This is a genomic window from Streptomyces sp. NPDC048420, from assembly GCF_040651535.1.
Taxonomy (GTDB): Bacteria; Actinomycetota; Actinomycetes; order Streptomycetales; family Streptomycetaceae; genus Streptomyces.
Window position 1 is genome coordinate 116,819 of the sequence record NZ_JBEZKG010000020.1, and the last position, 18,530, is coordinate 135,348.

Annotated in this window: 20 protein-coding genes; 15 read left to right on the plus strand and 5 right to left on the minus strand. The window is 70.5% G+C overall.

Going from position 1 to position 18,530, the window contains the following annotated elements; translation table 11 throughout:
• The first annotated feature begins 62 nt into the window (after nucleotides 1–62).
• The 3 genes from AB0D34_RS33530 (at nucleotide 63) to AB0D34_RS33540 (ending at nucleotide 3,605) form a co-directional block, all read left to right on the plus strand.
• The gene (locus tag AB0D34_RS33530) at nucleotides 63–1,265 is read left to right on the plus strand and encodes an acetyl-CoA C-acetyltransferase (protein ID WP_362668465.1); all 1,203 of its coding nucleotides are present in this window, start codon (nucleotides 63–65) and stop codon (nucleotides 1,263–1,265) included.
• Between the two features lie 25 nt (nucleotides 1,266–1,290).
• The gene (gene meaB / locus AB0D34_RS33535; RefSeq protein WP_362668467.1) at nucleotides 1,291–2,247 is read left to right on the plus strand and encodes a methylmalonyl Co-A mutase-associated GTPase MeaB; all 957 of its coding nucleotides are present in this window, start codon (nucleotides 1,291–1,293) and stop codon (nucleotides 2,245–2,247) included.
• Nucleotides 2,248–2,372: 125 nt separating this feature from the next.
• Nucleotides 2,373–3,605: an MFS transporter gene (locus AB0D34_RS33540; protein WP_362668469.1), complete on the plus strand. Its 1,233-nt coding sequence runs from the start codon at nucleotides 2,373–2,375 to the stop codon at nucleotides 3,603–3,605.
• A 134-nt stretch (nucleotides 3,606–3,739) separates the two neighbouring features.
• On the opposite strand, the gene AB0D34_RS33545 is transcribed toward AB0D34_RS33540, so the two are convergent.
• Entirely contained in the window at nucleotides 3,740–4,387 is a 648-nt protein-coding gene (locus AB0D34_RS33545; RefSeq protein WP_362668471.1) for a PepSY domain-containing protein, read from the minus strand.
• A 324-nt stretch (nucleotides 4,388–4,711) separates the two neighbouring features.
• Here AB0D34_RS33545 and AB0D34_RS33550 point away from each other — a divergent pair, with 324 nt between their 5' ends.
• Genes AB0D34_RS33550 through AB0D34_RS33560 form a run of 3 tightly spaced genes read left to right on the plus strand, consistent with a single transcriptional unit; the run spans nucleotide 4,712 to nucleotide 8,060 of the window.
• Entirely contained in the window at nucleotides 4,712–5,953 is a 1,242-nt protein-coding gene (locus tag AB0D34_RS33550) for a transposase (RefSeq protein WP_362668473.1), read from the plus strand.
• A gap of 38 nt (nucleotides 5,954–5,991) precedes the next feature.
• Entirely contained in the window at nucleotides 5,992–6,660 is a 669-nt protein-coding gene (locus tag AB0D34_RS33555) for a response regulator transcription factor (RefSeq protein ID WP_362668475.1), read from the plus strand.
• On the plus strand, nucleotides 6,657–8,060 hold the full coding sequence (locus tag AB0D34_RS33560) for a HAMP domain-containing sensor histidine kinase (RefSeq protein ID WP_362668476.1): 1,404 nt from the start codon (nucleotides 6,657–6,659) through the stop codon (nucleotides 8,058–8,060). Before AB0D34_RS33555 ends, AB0D34_RS33560 begins: the two co-directional genes overlap by 4 nt.
• 86 nt (nucleotides 8,061–8,146) lie before the next feature.
• Here the strand turns inward: AB0D34_RS33560 and AB0D34_RS33565 are convergent, their stop codons facing one another.
• The 4 genes from AB0D34_RS33565 to AB0D34_RS33580 form a co-directional block, all read right to left on the minus strand.
• Nucleotides 8,147–8,623, minus strand: coding sequence for a MarR family transcriptional regulator (locus tag AB0D34_RS33565; protein ID WP_362668478.1), 477 nt, complete (start codon nucleotides 8,621–8,623; stop codon nucleotides 8,147–8,149).
• Nucleotides 8,624–8,715: 92 nt separating this feature from the next.
• A complete protein-coding gene (locus AB0D34_RS33570; RefSeq protein WP_362668480.1) occupies nucleotides 8,716–9,513 on the minus strand; it encodes an AIM24 family protein in 798 nt (265 codons plus the stop codon).
• On the minus strand, nucleotides 9,510–10,160 hold the full coding sequence (locus AB0D34_RS33575) for an AIM24 family protein (RefSeq protein ID WP_356246761.1): 651 nt from the start codon (nucleotides 10,158–10,160) through the stop codon (nucleotides 9,510–9,512). The genes AB0D34_RS33570 and AB0D34_RS33575 overlap by 4 nt, the downstream gene beginning before the upstream one ends.
• A 1-nt stretch (nucleotide 10,161) precedes the next feature.
• Entirely contained in the window at nucleotides 10,162–10,794 is a 633-nt protein-coding gene (locus tag AB0D34_RS33580) for an AIM24 family protein (protein WP_359033719.1), read from the minus strand.
• Nucleotides 10,795–11,503: 709 nt separating this feature from the next.
• Between AB0D34_RS33580 and AB0D34_RS33585 the strand changes: the two genes are divergently transcribed.
• The 9 genes from AB0D34_RS33585 (at nucleotide 11,504) to AB0D34_RS33625 (ending at nucleotide 18,459) form a co-directional block, all read left to right on the plus strand.
• Nucleotides 11,504–11,848 carry a DUF3817 domain-containing protein gene (locus AB0D34_RS33585; RefSeq protein ID WP_362668483.1) on the plus strand — a complete coding sequence of 115 codons (345 nt, stop codon included), beginning with the start codon at nucleotides 11,504–11,506 and terminating at the stop codon, nucleotides 11,846–11,848.
• Nucleotides 11,845–12,141 (plus strand): MTH1187 family thiamine-binding protein, encoded by a 297-nt coding sequence (locus AB0D34_RS33590; RefSeq protein ID WP_362668485.1) that lies wholly within the window; start codon nucleotides 11,845–11,847, stop codon nucleotides 12,139–12,141. The genes AB0D34_RS33585 and AB0D34_RS33590 overlap by 4 nt, the downstream gene beginning before the upstream one ends.
• A 140-nt stretch (nucleotides 12,142–12,281) precedes the next feature.
• Nucleotides 12,282–13,034 carry a hypothetical protein gene (locus AB0D34_RS33595; protein ID WP_362668488.1) on the plus strand — a complete coding sequence of 251 codons (753 nt, stop codon included), beginning with the start codon at nucleotides 12,282–12,284 and terminating at the stop codon, nucleotides 13,032–13,034.
• Nucleotides 13,031–13,720 carry a DUF4166 domain-containing protein gene (locus AB0D34_RS33600; protein WP_362668490.1) on the plus strand — a complete coding sequence of 230 codons (690 nt, stop codon included), beginning with the start codon at nucleotides 13,031–13,033 and terminating at the stop codon, nucleotides 13,718–13,720. The genes AB0D34_RS33595 and AB0D34_RS33600 overlap by 4 nt, the downstream gene beginning before the upstream one ends.
• A complete protein-coding gene (locus AB0D34_RS33605) occupies nucleotides 13,717–14,367 on the plus strand; it encodes a TetR/AcrR family transcriptional regulator (RefSeq protein ID WP_362668493.1) in 651 nt (216 codons plus the stop codon). Before AB0D34_RS33600 ends, AB0D34_RS33605 begins: the two co-directional genes overlap by 4 nt.
• Before the next feature lie 27 nt (nucleotides 14,368–14,394).
• On the plus strand, nucleotides 14,395–15,300 hold the full coding sequence (locus AB0D34_RS33610) for an SMP-30/gluconolactonase/LRE family protein (protein ID WP_362668495.1): 906 nt from the start codon (nucleotides 14,395–14,397) through the stop codon (nucleotides 15,298–15,300).
• Between the two features lie 468 nt (nucleotides 15,301–15,768).
• Entirely contained in the window at nucleotides 15,769–16,278 is a 510-nt protein-coding gene (locus AB0D34_RS33615; protein ID WP_362668498.1) for a MarR family transcriptional regulator, read from the plus strand.
• Between the two features lie 66 nt (nucleotides 16,279–16,344).
• Nucleotides 16,345–16,683 carry a DUF3817 domain-containing protein gene (locus AB0D34_RS33620; RefSeq protein ID WP_362668500.1) on the plus strand — a complete coding sequence of 113 codons (339 nt, stop codon included), beginning with the start codon at nucleotides 16,345–16,347 and terminating at the stop codon, nucleotides 16,681–16,683.
• A gap of 75 nt (nucleotides 16,684–16,758) precedes the next feature.
• Nucleotides 16,759–18,459, plus strand: coding sequence for a methylmalonyl-CoA mutase family protein (locus AB0D34_RS33625; protein WP_362668502.1), 1,701 nt, complete (start codon nucleotides 16,759–16,761; stop codon nucleotides 18,457–18,459).
• Nucleotides 18,460–18,530: the final 71 nt, after the last annotated feature.

Here is an 18,530-nt window from a genome sequence, read left to right on the forward strand (position 1 = left end):
CATTCGAAGTAAACCCTCGTTCACACTCCTCGGCAGTGCAGCCGGTAAGGGGATCGCAGCTCATGTCTGGATCGAACAGCACGACCTCGGTGATCGTCGCGGGCGCGCGTACGCCCATGGGACGGTTGCTGGGCTCGCTGAAGTCCTTCTCCGGAACCGACCTCGGCGGATTCGCCATCAAGGCCGCCCTCGACCGTGCGGGGATCGGTGGCGACCAGGTGCAATACGTCATCATGGGCCAGGTGCTCCAGGCCGGGGCAGGGCAGATCCCGGCACGCCAGGCCGCCGTGAAGGCCGGCATCCCGATGAGCGTCCCGGCGCTCACCATCAACAAGGTGTGTCTCTCCGGCCTCGACGCCATCGCGCTCGCCGACCAGCTCATCCGCGCGGGCGAGTTCGACGTGATCGTCGCGGGCGGCCAGGAGTCCATGACCAACGCCCCGCACCTGCTGCCGAAGTCCCGCGAGGGCTTCAAGTACGGCGCGATCGAGATGCTCGACGCCATGGCGTACGACGGTCTGACCGACCCCTGGGAGAACATCCCCATGGGCGAGTCGACGGAGAAGCACAACGCGCGCCTCGGCATCGCGCGCCCCGAGCAGGACGAGTTCGCCGCCCTGTCCCACCAGCGCGCCGCAGCCGCCCAGAAGAACGGCCTGTTCGAGGCCGAGATCACCCCGGTCGAGGTTCCGCAGCGCAAGGGCGAGCCGGTCGTCTTCAGCCAGGACGAGGGCATCCGCGCCGAGACCACGGCCGAGTCCCTGGGCAAGCTGCGCCCGGCGTTCACGAAGGACGGCACGATCACGGCGGGTTCGTCGTCCCCGATCTCCGACGGCGCCGCCGCGGTCGTCGTGATGAGCAAGGCGAAGGCGCAGGAACTCGGTCTGGAGTGGATCGCGGAGATCGGCGCCCACGGCAATGTGGCGGGCCCGGACAACTCTCTGCACTCACAGCCCTCCAACGCCATCCAGCACGCCCTGAAGAAGGAGGGCCTGGACGTCTCCGACCTCGACCTGATCGAGATCAACGAGGCCTTCGCGTCGGTCGGGCTGCAGTCAATGAAGGACCTCGGGGTGTCCTCCGAAAAGGTGAACGTGAACGGCGGCGCCATCGCCCTCGGCCACCCCATCGGCATGTCCGGCGCCCGTCTCGTCCTGCACCTGGCACTGGAACTGAAGCGCCGCGGCGGAGGCGTCGGCGCGGCCGCGCTGTGCGGTGGTGGCGGCCAGGGTGACGCGCTGATCGTGCGGGTACCCAAGGCCTGAGTCCCTCTCGGTGAACGGAGCTGTGATGCAGGACGTTTCCACCCTGGTGGCCCAGGCCAGGGAGGGCCGGCCGCGCGCCGTGGCCCGGCTGATCTCCCTGGTGGAGGGGGCGTCCCCGCAGCTCAGGGAGGTCATGGCGGCGCTGGCCCCGCTGACGGGCAACGCGTACGTGGTGGGCCTGACGGGCTCACCCGGCGTGGGCAAGTCCACCTCGACCTCCGCCCTGGTGACCGCGTACCGCAAGCAGGGCAGGCGGGTCGGCGTCCTGGCCGTCGACCCGTCGTCGCCGTTCTCGGGCGGCGCCCTGCTCGGCGACCGGGTGCGGATGTCGGACCACGCCTCCGACCCCGGCGTCTACATCCGCTCCATGGCGACCCGCGGCCACCTCGGCGGTCTCGCCTGGGCCGCCCCGCAGGCCATCCGGGTCCTGGACGCGGCCGGCTGCGAGGTGATCCTGGTCGAGACGGTCGGGGTGGGCCAGTCGGAGGTGGAGATCGCCTCCCAGGCCGACACGTCCGTGGTGTTGCTGGCCCCCGGCATGGGCGACGGCATCCAGGCCGCCAAGGCCGGAATCCTGGAGATCGGCGACGTCTACGTCGTCAACAAGGCCGACCGGGACGGGGCCGACGCCACCGCCCGCGAGCTCAACCACATGCTGGGCCTGGGCGAGTCCCGCAAGCCGGGCGACTGGCGTCCGCCGATCGTCAAGACGGTCGCCGCGCGCGCGGAGGGCGTCGACGAGGTCGTGGAGGCGCTGGAGAAACACCGCGCGTGGATGGAGGAGCACGGCGTCCTCGCCGACCGCCGCCGCGCCCGCGCCGCCCACGAGGTCGAGACGATCGCCGTCACCGCCCTGCGCGAACGCATCGGCGACCTACGCGGCGACCGGCGCCTGGACGCCCTCGCCGAGCGGATCGTCGCCGGCGAGCTGGACCCCTACCGGGCGGCGGACGAACTGGTGGAGGGCCTGACGCAGGGCTGAGCCGCTGATACGTTGACCGACATGTTCCTCTCCTTGGCGTAGGGCGCACACCGGCCGCGGTCCGAGCACTCCGCTCCCGTGGCTCCTCGGTGTCCCCTCTTCCGCCTCTCTTCGAGGAACTCACCATGTCCGCGTCCTACGCGCGCGTACTGCGCATTCCGCATGCCCGCCGCACCTTCGCCAACGCCCTGCTCGGCAGGCTGTCGTACAGCGTCGTCCCGCTCTCCGTGATGCTCGCCGTGAACCGGGCCTCGGGCTCGTACGCGGTGGCGGGCGCGGTGATGGCGCTCTTCGGCGCCACGGTCGTCTTCCTGGCCCCCGCGAGGGCCGCGCTGATCGACCGCCACGGCCCGCGCCGAGCGCTGATCCCCCTCCTCGCGGCCTACGTCCTACTGCCCGCCCTGCTCACCGCGGCCCTCTGGCGCCCGGGCGCACCCCCCGTCCTCCTCGGTACCCTCACCGCCCTCGCGGGAGCCTGCGTCCCCCCGCTCGGGCCGACCATGCGGGCCGTGTGGTCGCGCCTCGCCCAGGACGACAAGGCGCTGCTCCAGCGGGCGTACAGCCTCGACGGGGTCGCCGAGGAACTGCTCTTCGTGTCCGGGCCGCTGCTGGTGGGCGTCCTCGTCGGGGTCGCCGCGCCGACCGCCGGGATCGTCGTCGGGGCGGCCCTGATGGTGGCGGGGACGGCCGGGTTCGTGCGGTCGCCGGCGGTAGGGGCGGTGCCTCCCGCCGGTCCTTCCTCGGTACGGCGGGACAGGGGCCGTCGGCGCGTGCTGCGCCGGGTCGGCCGTCCCGTAGGTGCCGCCGCGGCCGTCGGCCTCGCGCTCGGCGTGCTCGACCTGCTGGTGGTCGTCTTCGCGGAGCGGCACCACCTCGGTGGCGCGAGCGTGGCCTGGGTGCTGGCCGCGCTGTCCGCCGGAAGCGCGGCCGGGGGGATGCTCAACGGGGCCGTGAACTGGACCCTTCCCGCCCGGACCCGGCTCGCTCTGCTGACGGCCTGCCTCGGCCTCGCCCTCGTCGGCGCCGGACTCGCCCCCGGCCTCGGCACGCTCGCCCTGGTCGTGGCGGGCGCCGGGTTCTTCGTGTCGCCGGCCATCACCACGGCGTACCTCATCGCCGACGACGCGGTCGTCCCCGAGGCCCGCACCCTGGCCGGCGCGTGGGTCAACACGGCCGTCAACGCGGGGAGTACGGCCGGGACGGCGGTGGCCGGAGCCCTGGCGGGGTCGTTGCCGGTGGCCGTGTGCTTCGCGGTGACGGGCGGGGTGGTCATGGTGGCGGCGACTGTGAGCATGCTGCACGGCGCCTCTCGTGGCAGTGCGATCCGTGAACGGAACGCCACCACACCTGCCGGGTGACGCGGGGGGCCGAATGGTCTCGCGCCTCGCCTCATGTGCGGGCGGGCGAGGGCCCGGGCGGCCCTCGGCCGTCATGTCACCCGCGTACGGCGGGCGCGGACGCGCGGTGTGCGCCCGCCTCGTGGTCCCCTGCGTCAGGAGTCGTCGCGCTCGTCGGCCTGGTCGGTGTCCGTGCGGTCCGCGGTGACCTTGGCCGAGTCCAGGGCGACCTTCCATTCGCCCTGCTTTCCGTCCTTCACGGTGTCCACGTCCCAGGCCACGGTGGCGTTGTCGTCGTCGAGGCCGACCTCGGTCACGGTGCCCTTCGCGGCAGCGGCCAGCGCGGCCTCGCGGGCGTCGGTCTGCGCGCCCTTCACCGCGGCGAGTTCGGCGCGGTCGTCGGCGTCGTTGTCGTCGTCCGTGTCGCGCTGGGCGCCGAGGACCTTGCCGGAGTCCGGGGCGATCCGCACGTCGTACTCGCTGCCGTCGCCCTTGACGACGGTCACCTCCCAGGCGTCGGCGCCGTCGTCGTCCAGGTCGGCGGAGAGGGCGGTGCCCGGGGTGTGCTTAAGGGCGGCCGCGATCGCGTCGGCCGCGGTGAGGCTGCCGCTGCGGACCGTCGTACGGTCGTCCGAGGCGTCGTCGTCCGGGTCGTTTCCGTGGTCTGCCTCCACCTGTGCGCTCGTGTTCGCCTGGTGCTGCGTCGCCGTGGCGTCGTCGTCACCCGCCGCGAAGGCTGCGACCGTGCCGCCGGTCGCCAGGGCCGCGGCGGTGAGGGTGGCGATGACGATGTTGCGCTTCATGGGGATTCCTCCAAAGCCGTTCTGCTTCGTTCGCTTTCGACGACCACCACGCTGCCGGAGAGGAGCTGAAGCCGACCTGAAGCCTCCTGAAGGCGTCTTCAGCGAGATTCTTGCGAGGAACCCCAGACGTTCAAGCCTGGGAGGAATCGCATCGAGTGGGGCGACGCGGAGCGTTGCTGTGTCCGGGGGTTCGGGTGCGGAGCGCGCGCAGGGCTGTCCGGCGGAGCCGGACGGAAGGGAACGCGCGAACGAGTGATCACCAATTCGTGGCCAGTTGTGCGAGAGTTGCCCGTTTGTGCGGACGGCTGCGTAACGTCGGGTCCTGTGAAGCTCACCGTGCAGGTCAAACTCCTGCCGACGCCCGTGCAGGCGGCGGCACTTGAGGCGACCCTGCGCGCCTGCAACGAGGCGGCGACCTGGGCGAGCGGGGTGGCGTTCGAGAAGGATGTGAAGCGGAACTTCGGGCTGCGCGAGCACACCTACGCCGAGATCAAGCAGGGCTGGGGGCTGGGCGCGCAGGCCGCCCAGCACGTCATCAAGAAGACCTGCGACGCCTACGCCACGCTGGCGGCGAACCTGAAGGCCGGGAACCTGGGCAAGCCGTGGTCGAAGCGGTACCGACGGGCGGTGGACAAGCCGGTCGTCTTCCGGCCCGAGGGCGCCCAGCCGTACGACGACCGGATGCTGTCCTGGCAGATCCCGGACCGCACCGTCTCCGTCTGGACCCTGTCGGGGCGGGTGAAGGGGGTGGCGTTCACCGCCTCCCCGGAGCAACTGGCCCGCCTGGCCCTGTACCGCAAGGGCGAGTCCGACCTGCTCTACCGGGACGGCATGTGGTTCCTGAACGCCACCTGCGAGATCCCCGAAGCGGAACCGAACACGGATCCGGCCGGCTTCCTCGGCATCGACCTGGGGATCGTGAACATCGCCACCACCAGCGACGGCCAGATCATGGCCGGGCGCGCCCTGAACCGAGGCCGAGTGCGCGAACGCACGCTCCGGACCAAGCTGCAGAAGAAGAAGAACACCCCCTCCGCCAGGCGCCGGCTGAAGAAGCGGCGGCGCAAGGAGGCGCGGCGGGCCAAGGACATCAACCACAAGATCGCGAAACATGTGGTGGCCGAGGCTGAACGCACCGGTCGCGGAATCGCCCTGGAAGACCTGGGCGGTATTCGTGAGCGGGTACGGCTTCGCAAGCCCCAACGGGCCACCCACTCCAGCTGGTCGTTTCGCCAGCTGGGGCAGTTCATCGCGTACAAGGCCCGCCGGGCGGGGGTGCCGGTGGTGTACGTCGATCCGGCGTACACCTCCCGCACCTGCGCCGAGTGCGGCCACATCGACAAGGCGAACCGGGTCTCCCAGGCCTGGTTCGCGTGCCGGTCCTGCGGATTCGTTGATCACGCGGACCGGAACGGCTCCCGCAACATCCGACAACGTGCGGAAGAGTTGTGGCGATGCGGGGCGCAGTCAATCGCCCCAAACCCACCCCCGACACCCGAGGGCGGGACAGGACGCAAGCGCAGCACCACAACCAGTGGTGCCCGCTGTGCAAGCCCGTCGCTTTAGCGACGGGTCGTTGACGTTCGGTTTGCCACACTGTCCGCATGCGCCTGTTGATCGTCGAGGACGAACGCCGCCTCGCCCTGTCCCTCGCCAAGGGCCTCACCGCCGAGGGCTACGCCGTCGACGTCGTGCACGACGGCCGGGAGGGACTGCACCGGGCCACCGAGGGGTCGTACGACCTGGTGATCCTCGACATCATGCTGCCCGGCCTCAACGGCTACCGGGTCTGCGCCGCCCTGCGCGCCGCAGGACACGAGGTGCCGATCCTGATGCTCACCGCCAAGGACGGCGAGTACGACGAGGCCGAGGGCCTGGACACCGGCGCCGACGACTACCTGACCAAGCCCTTCTCGTACGTCGTCCTCGTGGCCCGCATCAAGGCCCTGCTGCGGCGGCGCGGAAACGGCGCCGGGGCCTCCCCGGTGCTCGAACTCGGCGGGCTCAGGATCGACACCGCCGCCCGCCGGGTCTTCCTCGACGGCACCGAAGTCACCCTCACCGCCAAGGAGTTCTCCGTCCTGGAGCAGCTCGCCGTGCGGGCCGGCGAGGTGGTGTCCAAGGCGCAGATCCTGGAGCACGTCTGGGACTTCGCGTACGACGGCGACCCGAACATCGTCGAGGTGTACGTCAGCACCCTGCGCCGGAAGCTGGACGCCGGGCTGATCCGGACGGTCCGCGGCGCCGGGTACCGGCTGGAGACCGGGAGATGAGGCGGCTGTTCGGGTCGGTACGGGCGCGGGCGACCCTCGGCGCGACGTTGGTGGTGGCCGTGGCGCTGGTCGCGGCGGGGGCGGCCGTGCTGCTGTCGCTGCGGTCCGATCTGATCGACCAGGCGGGCACCCAGGCGGAGCGGACCGCGCGGAACGTGGCCGCCAACCTCGCCGCCGGGACGCCGTACGCCGACCTGAAGCTCGACGACGACGAGGAGCCGGTGCAGGTGGTCGACGCCCGCGGCACGCTCGTCGCGGCCAGCGAGGACCTGCAACGCATCACCGGCACGGGCACCGGTGCGGTGAAGCCGCGGGCACCGCAGGGCGCCACAGGCTCCGACGACGATGACGATGACGACGACTCCGCCCTCGAACCCGGTGAGATCGCCGACGAGGTCACCCTCACCAACGGCTCGGCCACCATCGACGGCGAGTCCGCCGACTACCGCTTCGCCGCCCTCGAGGTCGAGGTTCAGGGCCAGGGCACGCTCACGGTGTACGCCGGTGCCTCCCTGGACGCCGAGCAGGGCGCCGTCGGCACCGCGCAGACCGTCATGCTGATCGGCTTCCCGCTGCTGCTCGGGGTCGTCGCGGCCGTGACCTGGCTGGTCACCCGGCGTGCGCTGCGGCCGGTCGAGGGCATCCGCGCGGAGATGGCCGCGATCACGGCCTCCGAGGACCTCGCGCGCCGCGTTCCGGTGCCGGACACGCACGACGAGGTGGCCCGCCTCGCCCGCACCACCAACGAGACCCTCGCCGCGCTGGAGACCTCCGTGGAACGCCAGCGCCGGTTCGTCGCCGACGCCTCCCACGAGCTGCGCAGCCCGATCGCCTCGCTGCGGACGCAGTTGGAGGTCGCCGCCGCGCATCCTGAGTTGCTGGATCTGGAGGGGGCGGTGGAGGACACGGTTCGCTTGCAGCGGCTTGCGGCGGACCTGTTGTTGCTGGCCCGGCTGGACGCGGGGGAGCGGCCGCAGGGCGCCCGGTTCGACCTGGGTGCGGTGGTCCGGGAGCAGGCGGAAGGCCGCGCGAACGTGACCGTCGACGCCGTGGGTGTGGAGGTGGCCGGGTCGAGGGTGCAGTTGGAGCGGCTGCTCACCAATCTCCTCGACAACGCCCAGCGACACGCCCGTTCGCGGGTCGCCGTGGTCGTGCGGCGGGACGGGCGGCAGGCGGTGGTGGAGGTCGCCGACGACGGGGACGGGGTGCCCGCGGCGGATCGGCAGCGGATCTTCGAGCGGTTCGTGCGGCTGGACGAGGCGCGGGCGCGGGATGACGGGGGTGCGGGGCTCGGCCTTGCCATCGCCCGGGATGTGGCTGTGCGGCACGGGGGGACGTTGACGGTGCGGGACGCGGCGGCAGGCGGGGCTCTGTTCGAACTCCGCCTGCCGGTGGTGTGACGCCTACGGGCGTGCCTCGCTGTGTCGTTCGGCGGCTGCTTCGCCGTCGTGGCTGGTCGCGCAGTTCCCCGCGCCCCTAAGGCCCCTTAGGGGCGCCCCCGATGCCCCCGCAGATGCTCCGCGATCGGCTTCAGGGCCTTGTCCAGTTCCGTCAGGGACTCGGGCGGCACGAGGTCGATGAAGTGCCTTCGCACAGACGCCACATGATGGGGCGCGACCTTCTTCATCGTCTCCATGCCGTGCTCGGTCAGGACCGCGTACAGGCCGCGGCGGTCGGACTCGCAGTTCTCGCGCCGGACCAGGTCCGCGTTCTCCATGCGGGTGATCTGGTGCGAGAGCCGGCTCTTGGACTGGAGGGTGGCGGAGGCGAGGTCGCTCATCCGCATCCGTACGCCCTCCGACTCGGAGAGATTGACCAGGATCTCGTAGTCGTTCATCGTCAGGCCGAACGGCTGAAGGTCCCTCTCCAGCTGATACGTCAACAGCCTGTTGACCTCCAGGTGGGTGCGCCAGGCGCACTGCTCCGCATCGGTCAGCCAGCGTGTGGCCGTCTCGGTCTCCATGAATGAAGTCTACCTAAAAGGTTGAAAGGCGAACTAATGAGGGTGGTGTGACGGCGCGCACACGTTCGACGTCACACTCCGCAGACTACCGCTCACAGCCCGAAGCGACGCTGGAGGTCTCCCAGCTGTCCGGGAAGGCGCGGTGCCCCCGGCTGCTGTGACTGCCCTGTGGGTGCCCCGTAGCCGCCGGGCACTCCGGGCTCGGACGGAACCACCCCTGTGGCCTGCTCGGCCATCAGGACCTCGGTCGATTGGAGCAGTACGGTGCCGGCCCCCACGAACTCGAACTGGTGCTCCTCGCCGGAGGCCCCGCCGAGGCCCGTCATCGCACGTAGACCGCCCATCAGGCCGGTCATGTAGCCGTGGTCGTAGTGGTGGCACGGGGAGGGGCAGTCGGCCCAGCCCACAAGCGCTTGCGGGTCCACCCGGATCGGAGGCTCCATGAATACCACCGGGCCGTTGGAGGCGGCGACGAACTTTCCGGTTCCGATGAGGGTCAGGAAGCCGGGCACGATCGACTGCTTGAGCGCGAGACTTGGCTGAAAAGCGAGCAGGTTGCCGGAGCGAATGGTCAGGTTGCCGTCTTCGAGGTCGTACGAATTGACGTCGAAGGCCCGGTCGGCGAGGAGCATCTTGCCCGAGCCCTGGGCCACGACCCAGTCGCTCGCGTGCAGAGGCGAATGGAAGGAGGTGCGGACGAGGCCGTCGAGTCGGCCGTGTCCGATGCCGTTGAATTCCATCTGGCCGTAGTAGGCGATCATCTTCCCCTTCTGCAGGAACCACTGGCTCCCCTTGAGCTCCACGCAGAAGGTGTAGTTGTTGATGTTGTCGTCCGACGGCAGCGTCATCGGGTCGTACACGGTGGGGCCCGCGCCCGGGTAGTGGCTCACAGCTTCTCCTCCGAGGCCTGGACGTACACCGCGCCGTTCCCACTGAGCTCCAGCTGGAAGGCCTCGCCTGAGCCGCGGCCCACCATGTCGCGCCAGCCCAGCGCCGTCGACAGCTTGTTGCGGACGTCGCCGTGGTGGGCGACGTAGGCCTGTGGATCGACGTGGACCGGGCGCTGCGGGGTGATCGGGACCTCGAAGACGCCGCCGTGGGCCATGACGGCGACCGAGCCGTGGCCCTTGAGCGTGGTCGTGAACAGGCCCTGGCCGCTGATCTGGCCGCGGACCATGCCCATCACGCCGCCCTGAGAGCCCATGAACATGGTGCCCTGCTGGAGGGTGCCCTCGAAGGCGAGCAGGCGGTCCGCCTCGACGTAGAGGGTGTCGCCGGTGAGGTTGATGACGGTGACGTGGTGGCCGCCGTGCCCGAAGAGGACGGTGCCGCTGCCCTCGACGGTCATCAGGGGCGTGTCCTCGTTGGCCACCCGGCGGCCGATCATCGACATGACGCCGCCCTGGCCGCCCTGGATGTTCGGCGTGAAGGACACCTCGCCCTTGTACGCCAGCATCGCGCCGCGCTGGCTGAACAGGCGCTGGCCGGGGAGGACGGTCGCCTCGACCATCTTGGAGTTGATCTCACGGAAGGGCATGTCACACGTCTCCCGCGATCGTGTTCCGCTCACTGGGCTGGACGTACACCAGGCCGTCGCCCTCGAAGCGGATCTGGAAGGCCTCGCCGCCGCCCTCGCCCATGAAGGTGCGGAAGGTCACGCCGGACTGGAAGGACTGGTTCAGGTTGCCCTGGTGCGCGATGTACGCGCCGGGGTCGACGGTGAGCGGGTACTGGCGGCTGACGCGCAGGACCACTGCGGGGCCGTCGGACATGATCGCGGCCTGGCCGTGGCCCTCGACGGTGGTCGTGAAGAGGCCGTTGCCCTGTGAGGCGCCGCGCAGGCCGGTGAAGCTGGTGCCGGTCCTCAGGCCCGCGTCGGTCGCGAGCAGGTTGCTCGACTCCACGTACAGCTTGTCCCCCTGGAGACTGACGAGGTTGATCTCCGAGGCACGGTCCGCGAACCAGCACGTGCCGTGCCCCTGTACCTCCATCACGGTCATCTGCTCGCCGGTGATGCGGCGGGTGACCATGCCGCGGATGCCCTCACCGCCGCCGCTGAGCTTTTTGAACTGCATCTGTCCGTCGTACGCGACCATGGAGCCGTTCTTCGCCTTCACGGCGTCTCCGGTCATGTCTACGGCGAGCACTTTGCTGCCTTGGAGTCGAAACATCGCCACGAGGTGAAGGTAGCTGGCCGAGAGGCGTTCCCGACAGGTTGGGGTGGGGTGGGTTGTGGTTTGTTTGGGGGGTGCCTCCGGCGGTTGGGCGGGGTTCGGTTGTTGGTTGGGTGCGGGCCGGTGGGGGCTGGTGTTTTTGCGCAGTTCCCCGCGCCCCTGGATGCCTGCGGCGGCCTGTTGCGGTTCGGTGGGGGTGTGTGTAGCGCGTGCGGTGTGTTGTGGGTCGGGGCCGGGGTGGGGGGTATCCGTCCTCGGTCCGGCGGCTCGGCCCCTTGAGCAGTACTGGATAACGGACGCCGGCCGCTGCGGGCGGACACCCCCCACCCCGTCCCCTTGGCGCCGTACGCGGCTGACGGCCCATCGTGGCGCGCGGGGCGGGGAACGGTCCGTCGCGGCGCGGGGGAGCGGGGAACGGTCCGTCGTGGTGCGCGAGGTGGTCGGCGGTCCGTCGGGGCGCAGGCCGGCTGCAGCTCCTTAGGGGCGCGGGGAACTGCGCGACCAGCCCCCACCGGCCCGCACCCGCCCTGCGACCCTGCCCGGCACCCCCTCAGGCGCCCGGCTCAAGCCCAGCGCAGGCCGCACTCCGGCCCGTCCCCCACGCAGCAGCAGCCGACCCCCCAGCCCGGGTCCACGGGACCGTTTGTCACAATGGGCGAACGCTTGTGCGCTCGTTCACAAACCGTCCTCCCACCGAAGGTGACCCGTGGACCTCAAGACAGCCTCCGCCATCCGACGCCTCCGCCTGGTCTCCGCTCCCGAGGCGATCTCGTTCCTGATCCTGCTCGTCTGCTCGGTGCTGAAGCGGACCACGGACTTCGACGCCGTGCGGCCGATGGGCATGATCCACGGCGTTCTGTTCATCCTGTACGTGATCTTCTGGCTGGACGCCTGGAACCGCACCAAGTGGTCCGCGAAGACCGGCATCTGGTACTTCGTGCTCTCCGTCCTGCCCACCGGCGGCTTCTTCGCCGAGCGCAAGCTCAAGCGCGAGGCCGAGGATGCGGTGATCGCCTCCCGCGCCCGCAAGGAAGGGACCGTGAACGCATGATCGTCGCCTTCTCCGTGACCCCGCTCGGGGTCGGCGAGGACGTGGGCGAGTACGTCGCCGAAGCGGTGCGTGTCGTCCGTGAGTCGGGTCTGCCCAACCGCACCGACGCCATGTTCACCTCGATCGAGGGGGAGAACTGGGACGAGGTGATGGACGTGGTGAAGCGTGCCGTGGCCGCCGTCGAGGCGAGGGCCCCGCGGGTGTCCCTGGTCCTCAAGGCGGACATCCGCCCCGGAGTGACGGACGGTCTGACCTCCAAGGTGGAGACGGTGGAGCGCCACCTCGCAGGCTGACTCGCGACAGACGAACCCCGGCCCGCGCGGGCCGGGGTTTTCTCGTGCCTGATGATTGAGCGATCGCTCAAAACAGTGTACGTTCCCGCCAGGAATGTTTGAGCAGTCGCTCAAACTGCCGTGCTCACCTGGGGGAATCAATGGGGCTCTACATCGAGGCACGCATCCGTGCCGATCTCGACGACCTCTGGACCCGCACACAGGACCCCTCACAGCACCAGCGCTGGGACCTCCGCTTCACCCGGATCACCTACCTCCCGCGCGCGGAGGGCGAGCCACAGCGCTTCCGGTACGCCACGCGCGTGCTGCCCGGTCTCACCGTCGCCGGCACCGGAGTCTCCGCGGGCGAGCGGGAACGCCCCGACGGCACCCGCACCTCCGCCCTGCGCTTCTCCTCCCCGCACCCGCTCTCGCTCCTGGCCGAGGGCAGCGGCTACTGGCGTTACGTCCCCGACGGCGACGGCGTCACCTTCCTCACCGGCTACGACTACCGCCCCCGCTGGGGCCGCGTCGGCGCGGTGGCCGACCGGCTGCTCTTCCGCCCGCTCATGGGCTGGGCGACGGCCTGGTCCTTCGACCGTCTGCGTCTGTGGCTCGAGCGCGGGATCACCCCCGAGCGGGCGCTGTGGAACTGGCTGGCCGAACTCCTGGTACGCGCCCTCGTCGTCACCGTCGGCTGCACCGGCCTCGGCCAGGAGCGTTTCCTGCACCTCTTCGGCCCGCTGGCCGCGTCGCTGGCGTACGTGTGGCCGCTGCTGCTCGCCGTGGCCATCTCGCTGGCCCTGTTCACTTCACCCCTGCCCTCCACCCCCGCCGCCCGCCGCTGTCTGCGTCAGCCGCTCACGCGCGTGCGTGCCCCGCGTGTCCTGCGGACCCTGGAGAACCCCCGATGACCTCACCCACCTCGATGTTCCGCACGGTGATGGGCGCCGACTTCGACCGCCTCCACCCCCAGCTCCGGCGCCGCTTCTCGGTCGGTCTGGGGACCGGCGAGGCATGCACCGGCCGTGGCGTGATGGACCGGATCTGGCACGGCGGGGCATTCGTGAAGCCCTTCCTGGCCCTCGGTGCGACCCGCAACATCCTGGTGCCGAGACCCGGGCGATGCGTGCCCTTCGTGATCGAGAACGTGCCCTACGTGGACACCTACGGCCGTGAGACGGTGACCTTCGTGCGCACCTTCCACCTCCCCGGCCGCCCCCGCCGCTTCGACGCCCAGATGGTGCTGAGCCCCAAGGGCGACCGCATCCTCGACTACCTCGGCACCCACCAGCACCTGGCCAGCGAGCTCCACTTCCACGCCGAGCCCGACGGCTCGCTGCTGATCCGCTCCGGGGAGCACCGGTTCCGGGAGGGCGTGGTGGACGTCCGGGTGCCCGAGCTGATCGGCGCGACGGCGGAGGTCAGGGAGTCGTACGACGACAAGGCCCGCCGCTTCCGCATCCAGGTCCGGGTCGTCAACCAGTACTTCGGCCCGCTCTTCGGCTACGAAGGCTCCTTCGCGGCGGCGTACACCGACATCGCGGCCCACGGAGTGCGCCCCGGGCTGCGCCCCGTCCGCGAGGAGGCCCGCGCATGAGCCCGGAGAGCGCCAAGTCCCTGGAGACGAAGACCAAGCTCCTGGAAGGCGCCCTGCGCACCCTCACGGAACAGGGCATCGCCAAGACGTCCGCCCGTACGGTCGCGGCGACGGCCGGTGTCAACCAGGCGCTGGTCTTCTACCACTTCGGCTCGGTCGACGAGCTCCTCGCGGCGGCCTGCCGCTACGGCGCCGAGCGCACGGTGTCCCGCTACCGGGCGCGCCTCGCCGCGGTGACCTCGCTGTCCGAACTCCTTGCGGTGGGACGGCAGGTCCACGAGGAGGAGCGCGCCGGAGGACATGTCGCCCTGCTCGGCCAGCTGCTGGCCGGCGCCCAGACCCACGCCACCCTAGGCCCGGCCACCGCGGCGGGCCTTCAGCTGTGGATCACCGAGATCGAGCAGGTCCTCACCAGGGTCCTCGCGGCCACGCCCTTCGGGGAGTTCGCGGACCCGGCGGGCCTGGCCCGGGCGGTCGCCGCGTCCTTCGTGGGCATCGAGCTGTACGAGGGCGTCGACGCGCCGGGCGCCTCCGCCGCCCTTGACGCGCTGGAGCAGCTCGGCGTGCTCGTCGCCGCGCTGGAGGACCTGGGCCCGGTGGCCCAGCGCGCGGTGCGCCACCACCTCCGCAGAACAGGCCGCCGCTGATCCCTCCACCCGACCCGAGAGGACCCCATGCCCGGCTCAGACAGCCTCTACGAGATCCTGGACGACCGCTTCCGCGCCTGCGCCAACGGCGACAGCAGGCTGGAACTCCTGTACGACGACTGCCGCTGGGCCGAAGGCCCGGTCTACCTGCCCGCCTGGCGCCAGCTGATCTGGAGCGACATCCCGAACGACCGCCTCCTGCGCTGGGACGAGGCCACCGGCACGGTCGGTGTCTTCCGCACCCCCGCAGGCAACACCAACGGCAACACCGTCGACCCCCAGGGCCGCCTCGTCAGCTGCGAACAGGGCAACCGCCGCGTCACCCGCACCGAGCCCGACGGCACGGTGACGGTCCTCGCCGAGCGGTACGAGGGCAAGCGGCTCAACAGCCCGAACGACTCGGTCGTACGCTCCGACGGCACGATCTGGTTCTCCGACCCGGACTTCGGGATCCTCAGCGACTACGAGGGGCACCGGGCCGAGTCCGAGATCGGCACGTGCGATGTGTACCGGATCGATCCTGCCTCGGGCGCGGTGTCGCTGGCCGCGGGTGGCCTGTCCGGCCCGAACGGGGTCATCCTGTCGCCGGACGAGAAGCAGCTGTACGTCTCCGACTCGCGCGCGGCCATGATCCACCGGTACGACATCCGGGCGGACGGCACGCTCTCCGACGGCGAGATCTTCGCCCAGGCCCCTTCGGGCGTCCACTTCGACAACATCCGCTTCGACGACGAGGGCCGCCTGTGGGCTGCCGCCCTGGCCGACGGGGTCCACTGCTACGCCCCCGACGGCACCCTCATCGGCCGACTGCGGGTGCCTGAGCCGGTGGCGAACGTGACCTTCGGCGGCCCGAAGCGGAACCGGCTGTTCATCGCGGCCACGACGTCTGTGTACTCGCTGATGATGTCGGTTACGGGGGAGCCGAGGGTGTAGGCCGGGCGCCTATGGGGGTGCCGGGTTCGGTCGTTGGACGGGTGCGGCCCGGTGGGGGCTGGTCGCGCAGTTCCCCGCGCCCCTGAGGAGCTACAGGCGGCCTGCGCCACGACGGGCCGCCAACCACCCACGAGTACGACTTCTTCGCCTCGGTCGACACCGACCACGTCCCGCTCCCCAACTTCCTGGAACGGATGATGGGTTACTTCCGGGACCCGGACGTCGCCTTCGTCGTGGGACCGCAGATCTACGGCAACTACCGCCACCCCGTCACCAAGGCCCGAGCACCGCGAGCGCCGCGAGGGTGTGGATCAGCCGGGGCATGCTGCTCCCTGGGGCGGAGGTGACAGCCGGTCACCAATCGTTGCATAAGGTGATGAAATGTCCTGGAAGGGACATGGTCCGGCCGTGAGACCGAAGGGCGAGACGGTGCTGACCACGATGTGACCGGCCGGTAAGGTCGGTGCCGTGCCGAAGCCGCTCAGTCTTCCCTTCGACCCCATCGCCCGCGCCGACGAACTCTGGAAGCAGCGCTGGGGAAACGTGCCGTCCATGGCCGCGATCACCTCGATCATGCGGGCGCACCAGATCCTGCTCGGCGAGGTCGACGCGGTGGTCAAGCCGTACGGGTTGACGTTCGCGCGGTACGAGGCGCTGGTGCTGCTCAACTTCTCCAAGGCCGGCGAGCTGACCATGTCGAAGATCGGCGAGCGGCTCATGGTGCATCCGACGTCCGTCACCAACACCGTGGACCGGCTCGTGAGGTCCGGTCTGGTGGACAAGCGCCCCAACCCCAACGACGGCCGCGGCACCCTCGCCTCCATCACCGACAAGGGGCGCGAGGTCGTCGAGGCGGCCACCCGTGACCTCATGGCGATGGACTTCGGGCTCGGGGTCTACGACGCCGAGGAGTGCGCGGAGATCTTCGCGATGCTCAGGCCGCTCAGGGTCGCCGCGCACGACTTCGACGAGGACTGACCCGGGGCCCCGGGGAGGTGCGACCCGGGCCAAGATCTCCCGGAACGGGTCGTTACGCTCGTACGCATGAAAAAGAGCGTGCTGACCCGCTACCGCGTCCTGGCCTACGTCACCGGTGTGCTGCTGGTCCTGCTGTGCCTGAGCATGATCGCCAAGTACGGCCTGGACATCGACGGTGCCGCGGACGTCACCCGCGTCGTCGCCATCGCGCACGGCTGGCTGTACGTGGTCTACCTCGTCTTCGCCTTCGACCTGGGCTCCAAGGCGCGGTGGCCGATCCTCAAGCAGGTGTGGGTGCTGCTCGCCGGGACGATCCCCACGGCCGCCTTCTTCGTCGAGCGGAAGATCAGCCGCGAGCTGGAGGGCAAGATCGTCGACGGGACCCCGGCGCCCGTCAAGGCGTAACCCCCACCGCCGTACGGCATGCGTACGGCGGTCGTCCTTCGGCATTTACTTTGACGTCCTAGTACCGTCGATGGTATGGACGCTGACGCCATCGAAGAGGGCCGCCGACGCTGGCAGGCCCGGTACGACGCCTCGCGCAAGCGCGAGGCGGACTTCAGCACGCTCTCCGGGGACTCCGTGGAGCCGGTGTACGGGCCGCGGCCCGGGGACGCGTACGAGGGCTTCGAGCGGATCGGGTGGCCGGGGGAGTACCCCTTCACGCGCGGGCTGTATCCGACCGGCTACCGGGGGCGGACCTGGACCATCCGCCAGTTCGCCGGGTTCGGGAACGCCGAGCAGACCAACGAGCGGTACCGGAAGATCCTCGCCAACGGGGGCGGTGGCCTCTCGGTCGCCTTCGACATGCCCACGCTGATGGGGCGGGACTCCGACGATCCCCGCTCGCTCGGGGAGGTCGGGCACTGCGGGGTCGCCGTCGACTCGGCGGCCGACATGGAGGTCCTGTTCCGGGACATCCCGCTGGGTGACGTCACGACGTCCATGACGATCAGCGGGCCCGCCGTGCCCGTCTTCTGCATGTACCTGGTCGCGGCGGAACGGCAGGGTGTGGACCCGTCGGCGTTGAACGGCACGCTCCAGACGGACATCTTCAAGGAGTACATCGCCCAGAAGGAGTGGCTCTTCCAGCCCGAGCCGCACCTGCGCCTCATCGGTGACCTGATGGAGTACTGCGCGGCCGGCATCCCCGCCTACAAGCCGCTGTCCGTCTCCGGCTACCACATCCGGGAGGCCGGTTCGACGGCCGCGCAGGAGCTGGCGTACACGCTCGCGGACGGCTTCGGCTACGTCGAGCTGGGACTGTCACGCGGCCTGGACGTCGACGTCTTCGCCCCCGGCCTCTCCTTCTTCTTCGACGCGCACGTCGACTTCTTCGAGGAGATCGCCAAGTTCCGTGCGGCGCGGCGCATTTGGGCCCGCTGGATGCGGGACGTGTACGGGGCGCGGTCCGAGAAGGCGCAGTGGCTGCGTTTCCACACCCAGACCGCGGGTGTCTCGCTGACCGCGCAGCAGCCGTACAACAACGTCGTGCGTACCGCGGTGGAGGCGCTCGCGGCGGTGCTGGGCGGCACCAACTCCCTGCACACCAACGCGCTGGACGAGACGCTGGCCCTGCCGTCGGAGCAGGCCGCGGAGATCGCGCTGCGCACGCAGCAGGTGCTGATGGAGGAGACCGGGGTCGCCAACGTGGCCGATCCGCTGGGGGGTTCGTGGTTCGTCGAGCAGCTGACGGACCGGATCGAGGCGGACGCGGAGAAGATCTTCGAGCAGATCAGGGAGCGGGGGCTCAGGGCTCATCCGGACGGGCGGCATCCCATCGGTCCGATGACGTCCGGGATCCTGCGGGGGATCGAGGACGGCTGGTTCACCGGGGAGATCGCGGAGGCGGCCTTCCGGTACCAACAGGCCCTGGAGAAGGGGGAGAAGAGGGTCGTGGGGGTGAACGTCCACCACGGGTCGGTCACCGGGGACCTGGAGATCCTGCGGGTGAGCCACGAGGTGGAGCGGGAGCAGGTGCGCGCGCTGGGCGGTCGTAGGGCGGCCCGGGACGAGGTCGCTGTGCGAACCGCTCTGGAGCGCATGCTCGTTGCCGCGCGGGACGGGTCCAACATGATCGGGCCGATACTGGACGCGGTGCGGGCGGAGGCGACGCTGGGGGAGGTCTGTGGGGTGCTGCGGGAGGAGTGGGGGGTGTACACGGAGCCGGCGGGGTTCTGAGTGGTGCGGTAGCGGTGCCGACCGGGGGTGGGTTTCGCTGACGGTGGTCGTAACCCACCCAGGGGCGCGGG

Excerpts from the sequence above, each read along its gene's own strand:
- AB0D34_RS33530 (WP_362668465.1), top strand. The coding sequence starts at position 63 with ATGTCTGGATCGAACAGCACGACCTCGGTGATCGTCGCGGGCGCGCGT.
- meaB (WP_362668467.1), top strand. The coding sequence starts at position 1,291 with ATGCAGGACGTTTCCACCCTGGTGGCCCAGGCCAGGGAGGGCCGGCCG.
- AB0D34_RS33540 (WP_362668469.1), top strand. The coding sequence starts at position 2,373 with ATGTCCGCGTCCTACGCGCGCGTACTGCGCATTCCGCATGCCCGCCGC.
- AB0D34_RS33545 (WP_362668471.1), bottom strand. The coding sequence starts at position 4,387 with ATGAAGCGCAACATCGTCATCGCCACCCTCACCGCCGCGGCCCTGGCG.
- AB0D34_RS33555 (WP_362668475.1), top strand. The coding sequence starts at position 5,992 with ATGCGCCTGTTGATCGTCGAGGACGAACGCCGCCTCGCCCTGTCCCTC.
- AB0D34_RS33560 (WP_362668476.1), top strand. The coding sequence starts at position 6,657 with ATGAGGCGGCTGTTCGGGTCGGTACGGGCGCGGGCGACCCTCGGCGCG.
- AB0D34_RS33565 (WP_362668478.1), bottom strand. The coding sequence starts at position 8,623 with ATGGAGACCGAGACGGCCACACGCTGGCTGACCGATGCGGAGCAGTGC.
- AB0D34_RS33575 (WP_356246761.1), bottom strand. The coding sequence starts at position 10,160 with ATGCCCTTCCGTGAGATCAACTCCAAGATGGTCGAGGCGACCGTCCTC.
- AB0D34_RS33580 (WP_359033719.1), bottom strand. The coding sequence starts at position 10,794 with ATGTTTCGACTCCAAGGCAGCAAAGTGCTCGCCGTAGACATGACCGGA.
- AB0D34_RS33590 (WP_362668485.1), top strand. The coding sequence starts at position 11,845 with ATGATCGTCGCCTTCTCCGTGACCCCGCTCGGGGTCGGCGAGGACGTG.
- AB0D34_RS33595 (WP_362668488.1), top strand. The coding sequence starts at position 12,282 with ATGGGGCTCTACATCGAGGCACGCATCCGTGCCGATCTCGACGACCTC.
- AB0D34_RS33600 (WP_362668490.1), top strand. The coding sequence starts at position 13,031 with ATGACCTCACCCACCTCGATGTTCCGCACGGTGATGGGCGCCGACTTC.
- AB0D34_RS33605 (WP_362668493.1), top strand. The coding sequence starts at position 13,717 with ATGAGCCCGGAGAGCGCCAAGTCCCTGGAGACGAAGACCAAGCTCCTG.
- AB0D34_RS33610 (WP_362668495.1), top strand. The coding sequence starts at position 14,395 with ATGCCCGGCTCAGACAGCCTCTACGAGATCCTGGACGACCGCTTCCGC.
- AB0D34_RS33620 (WP_362668500.1), top strand. The coding sequence starts at position 16,345 with ATGAAAAAGAGCGTGCTGACCCGCTACCGCGTCCTGGCCTACGTCACC.
- AB0D34_RS33625 (WP_362668502.1), top strand. The coding sequence starts at position 16,759 with ATGGACGCTGACGCCATCGAAGAGGGCCGCCGACGCTGGCAGGCCCGG.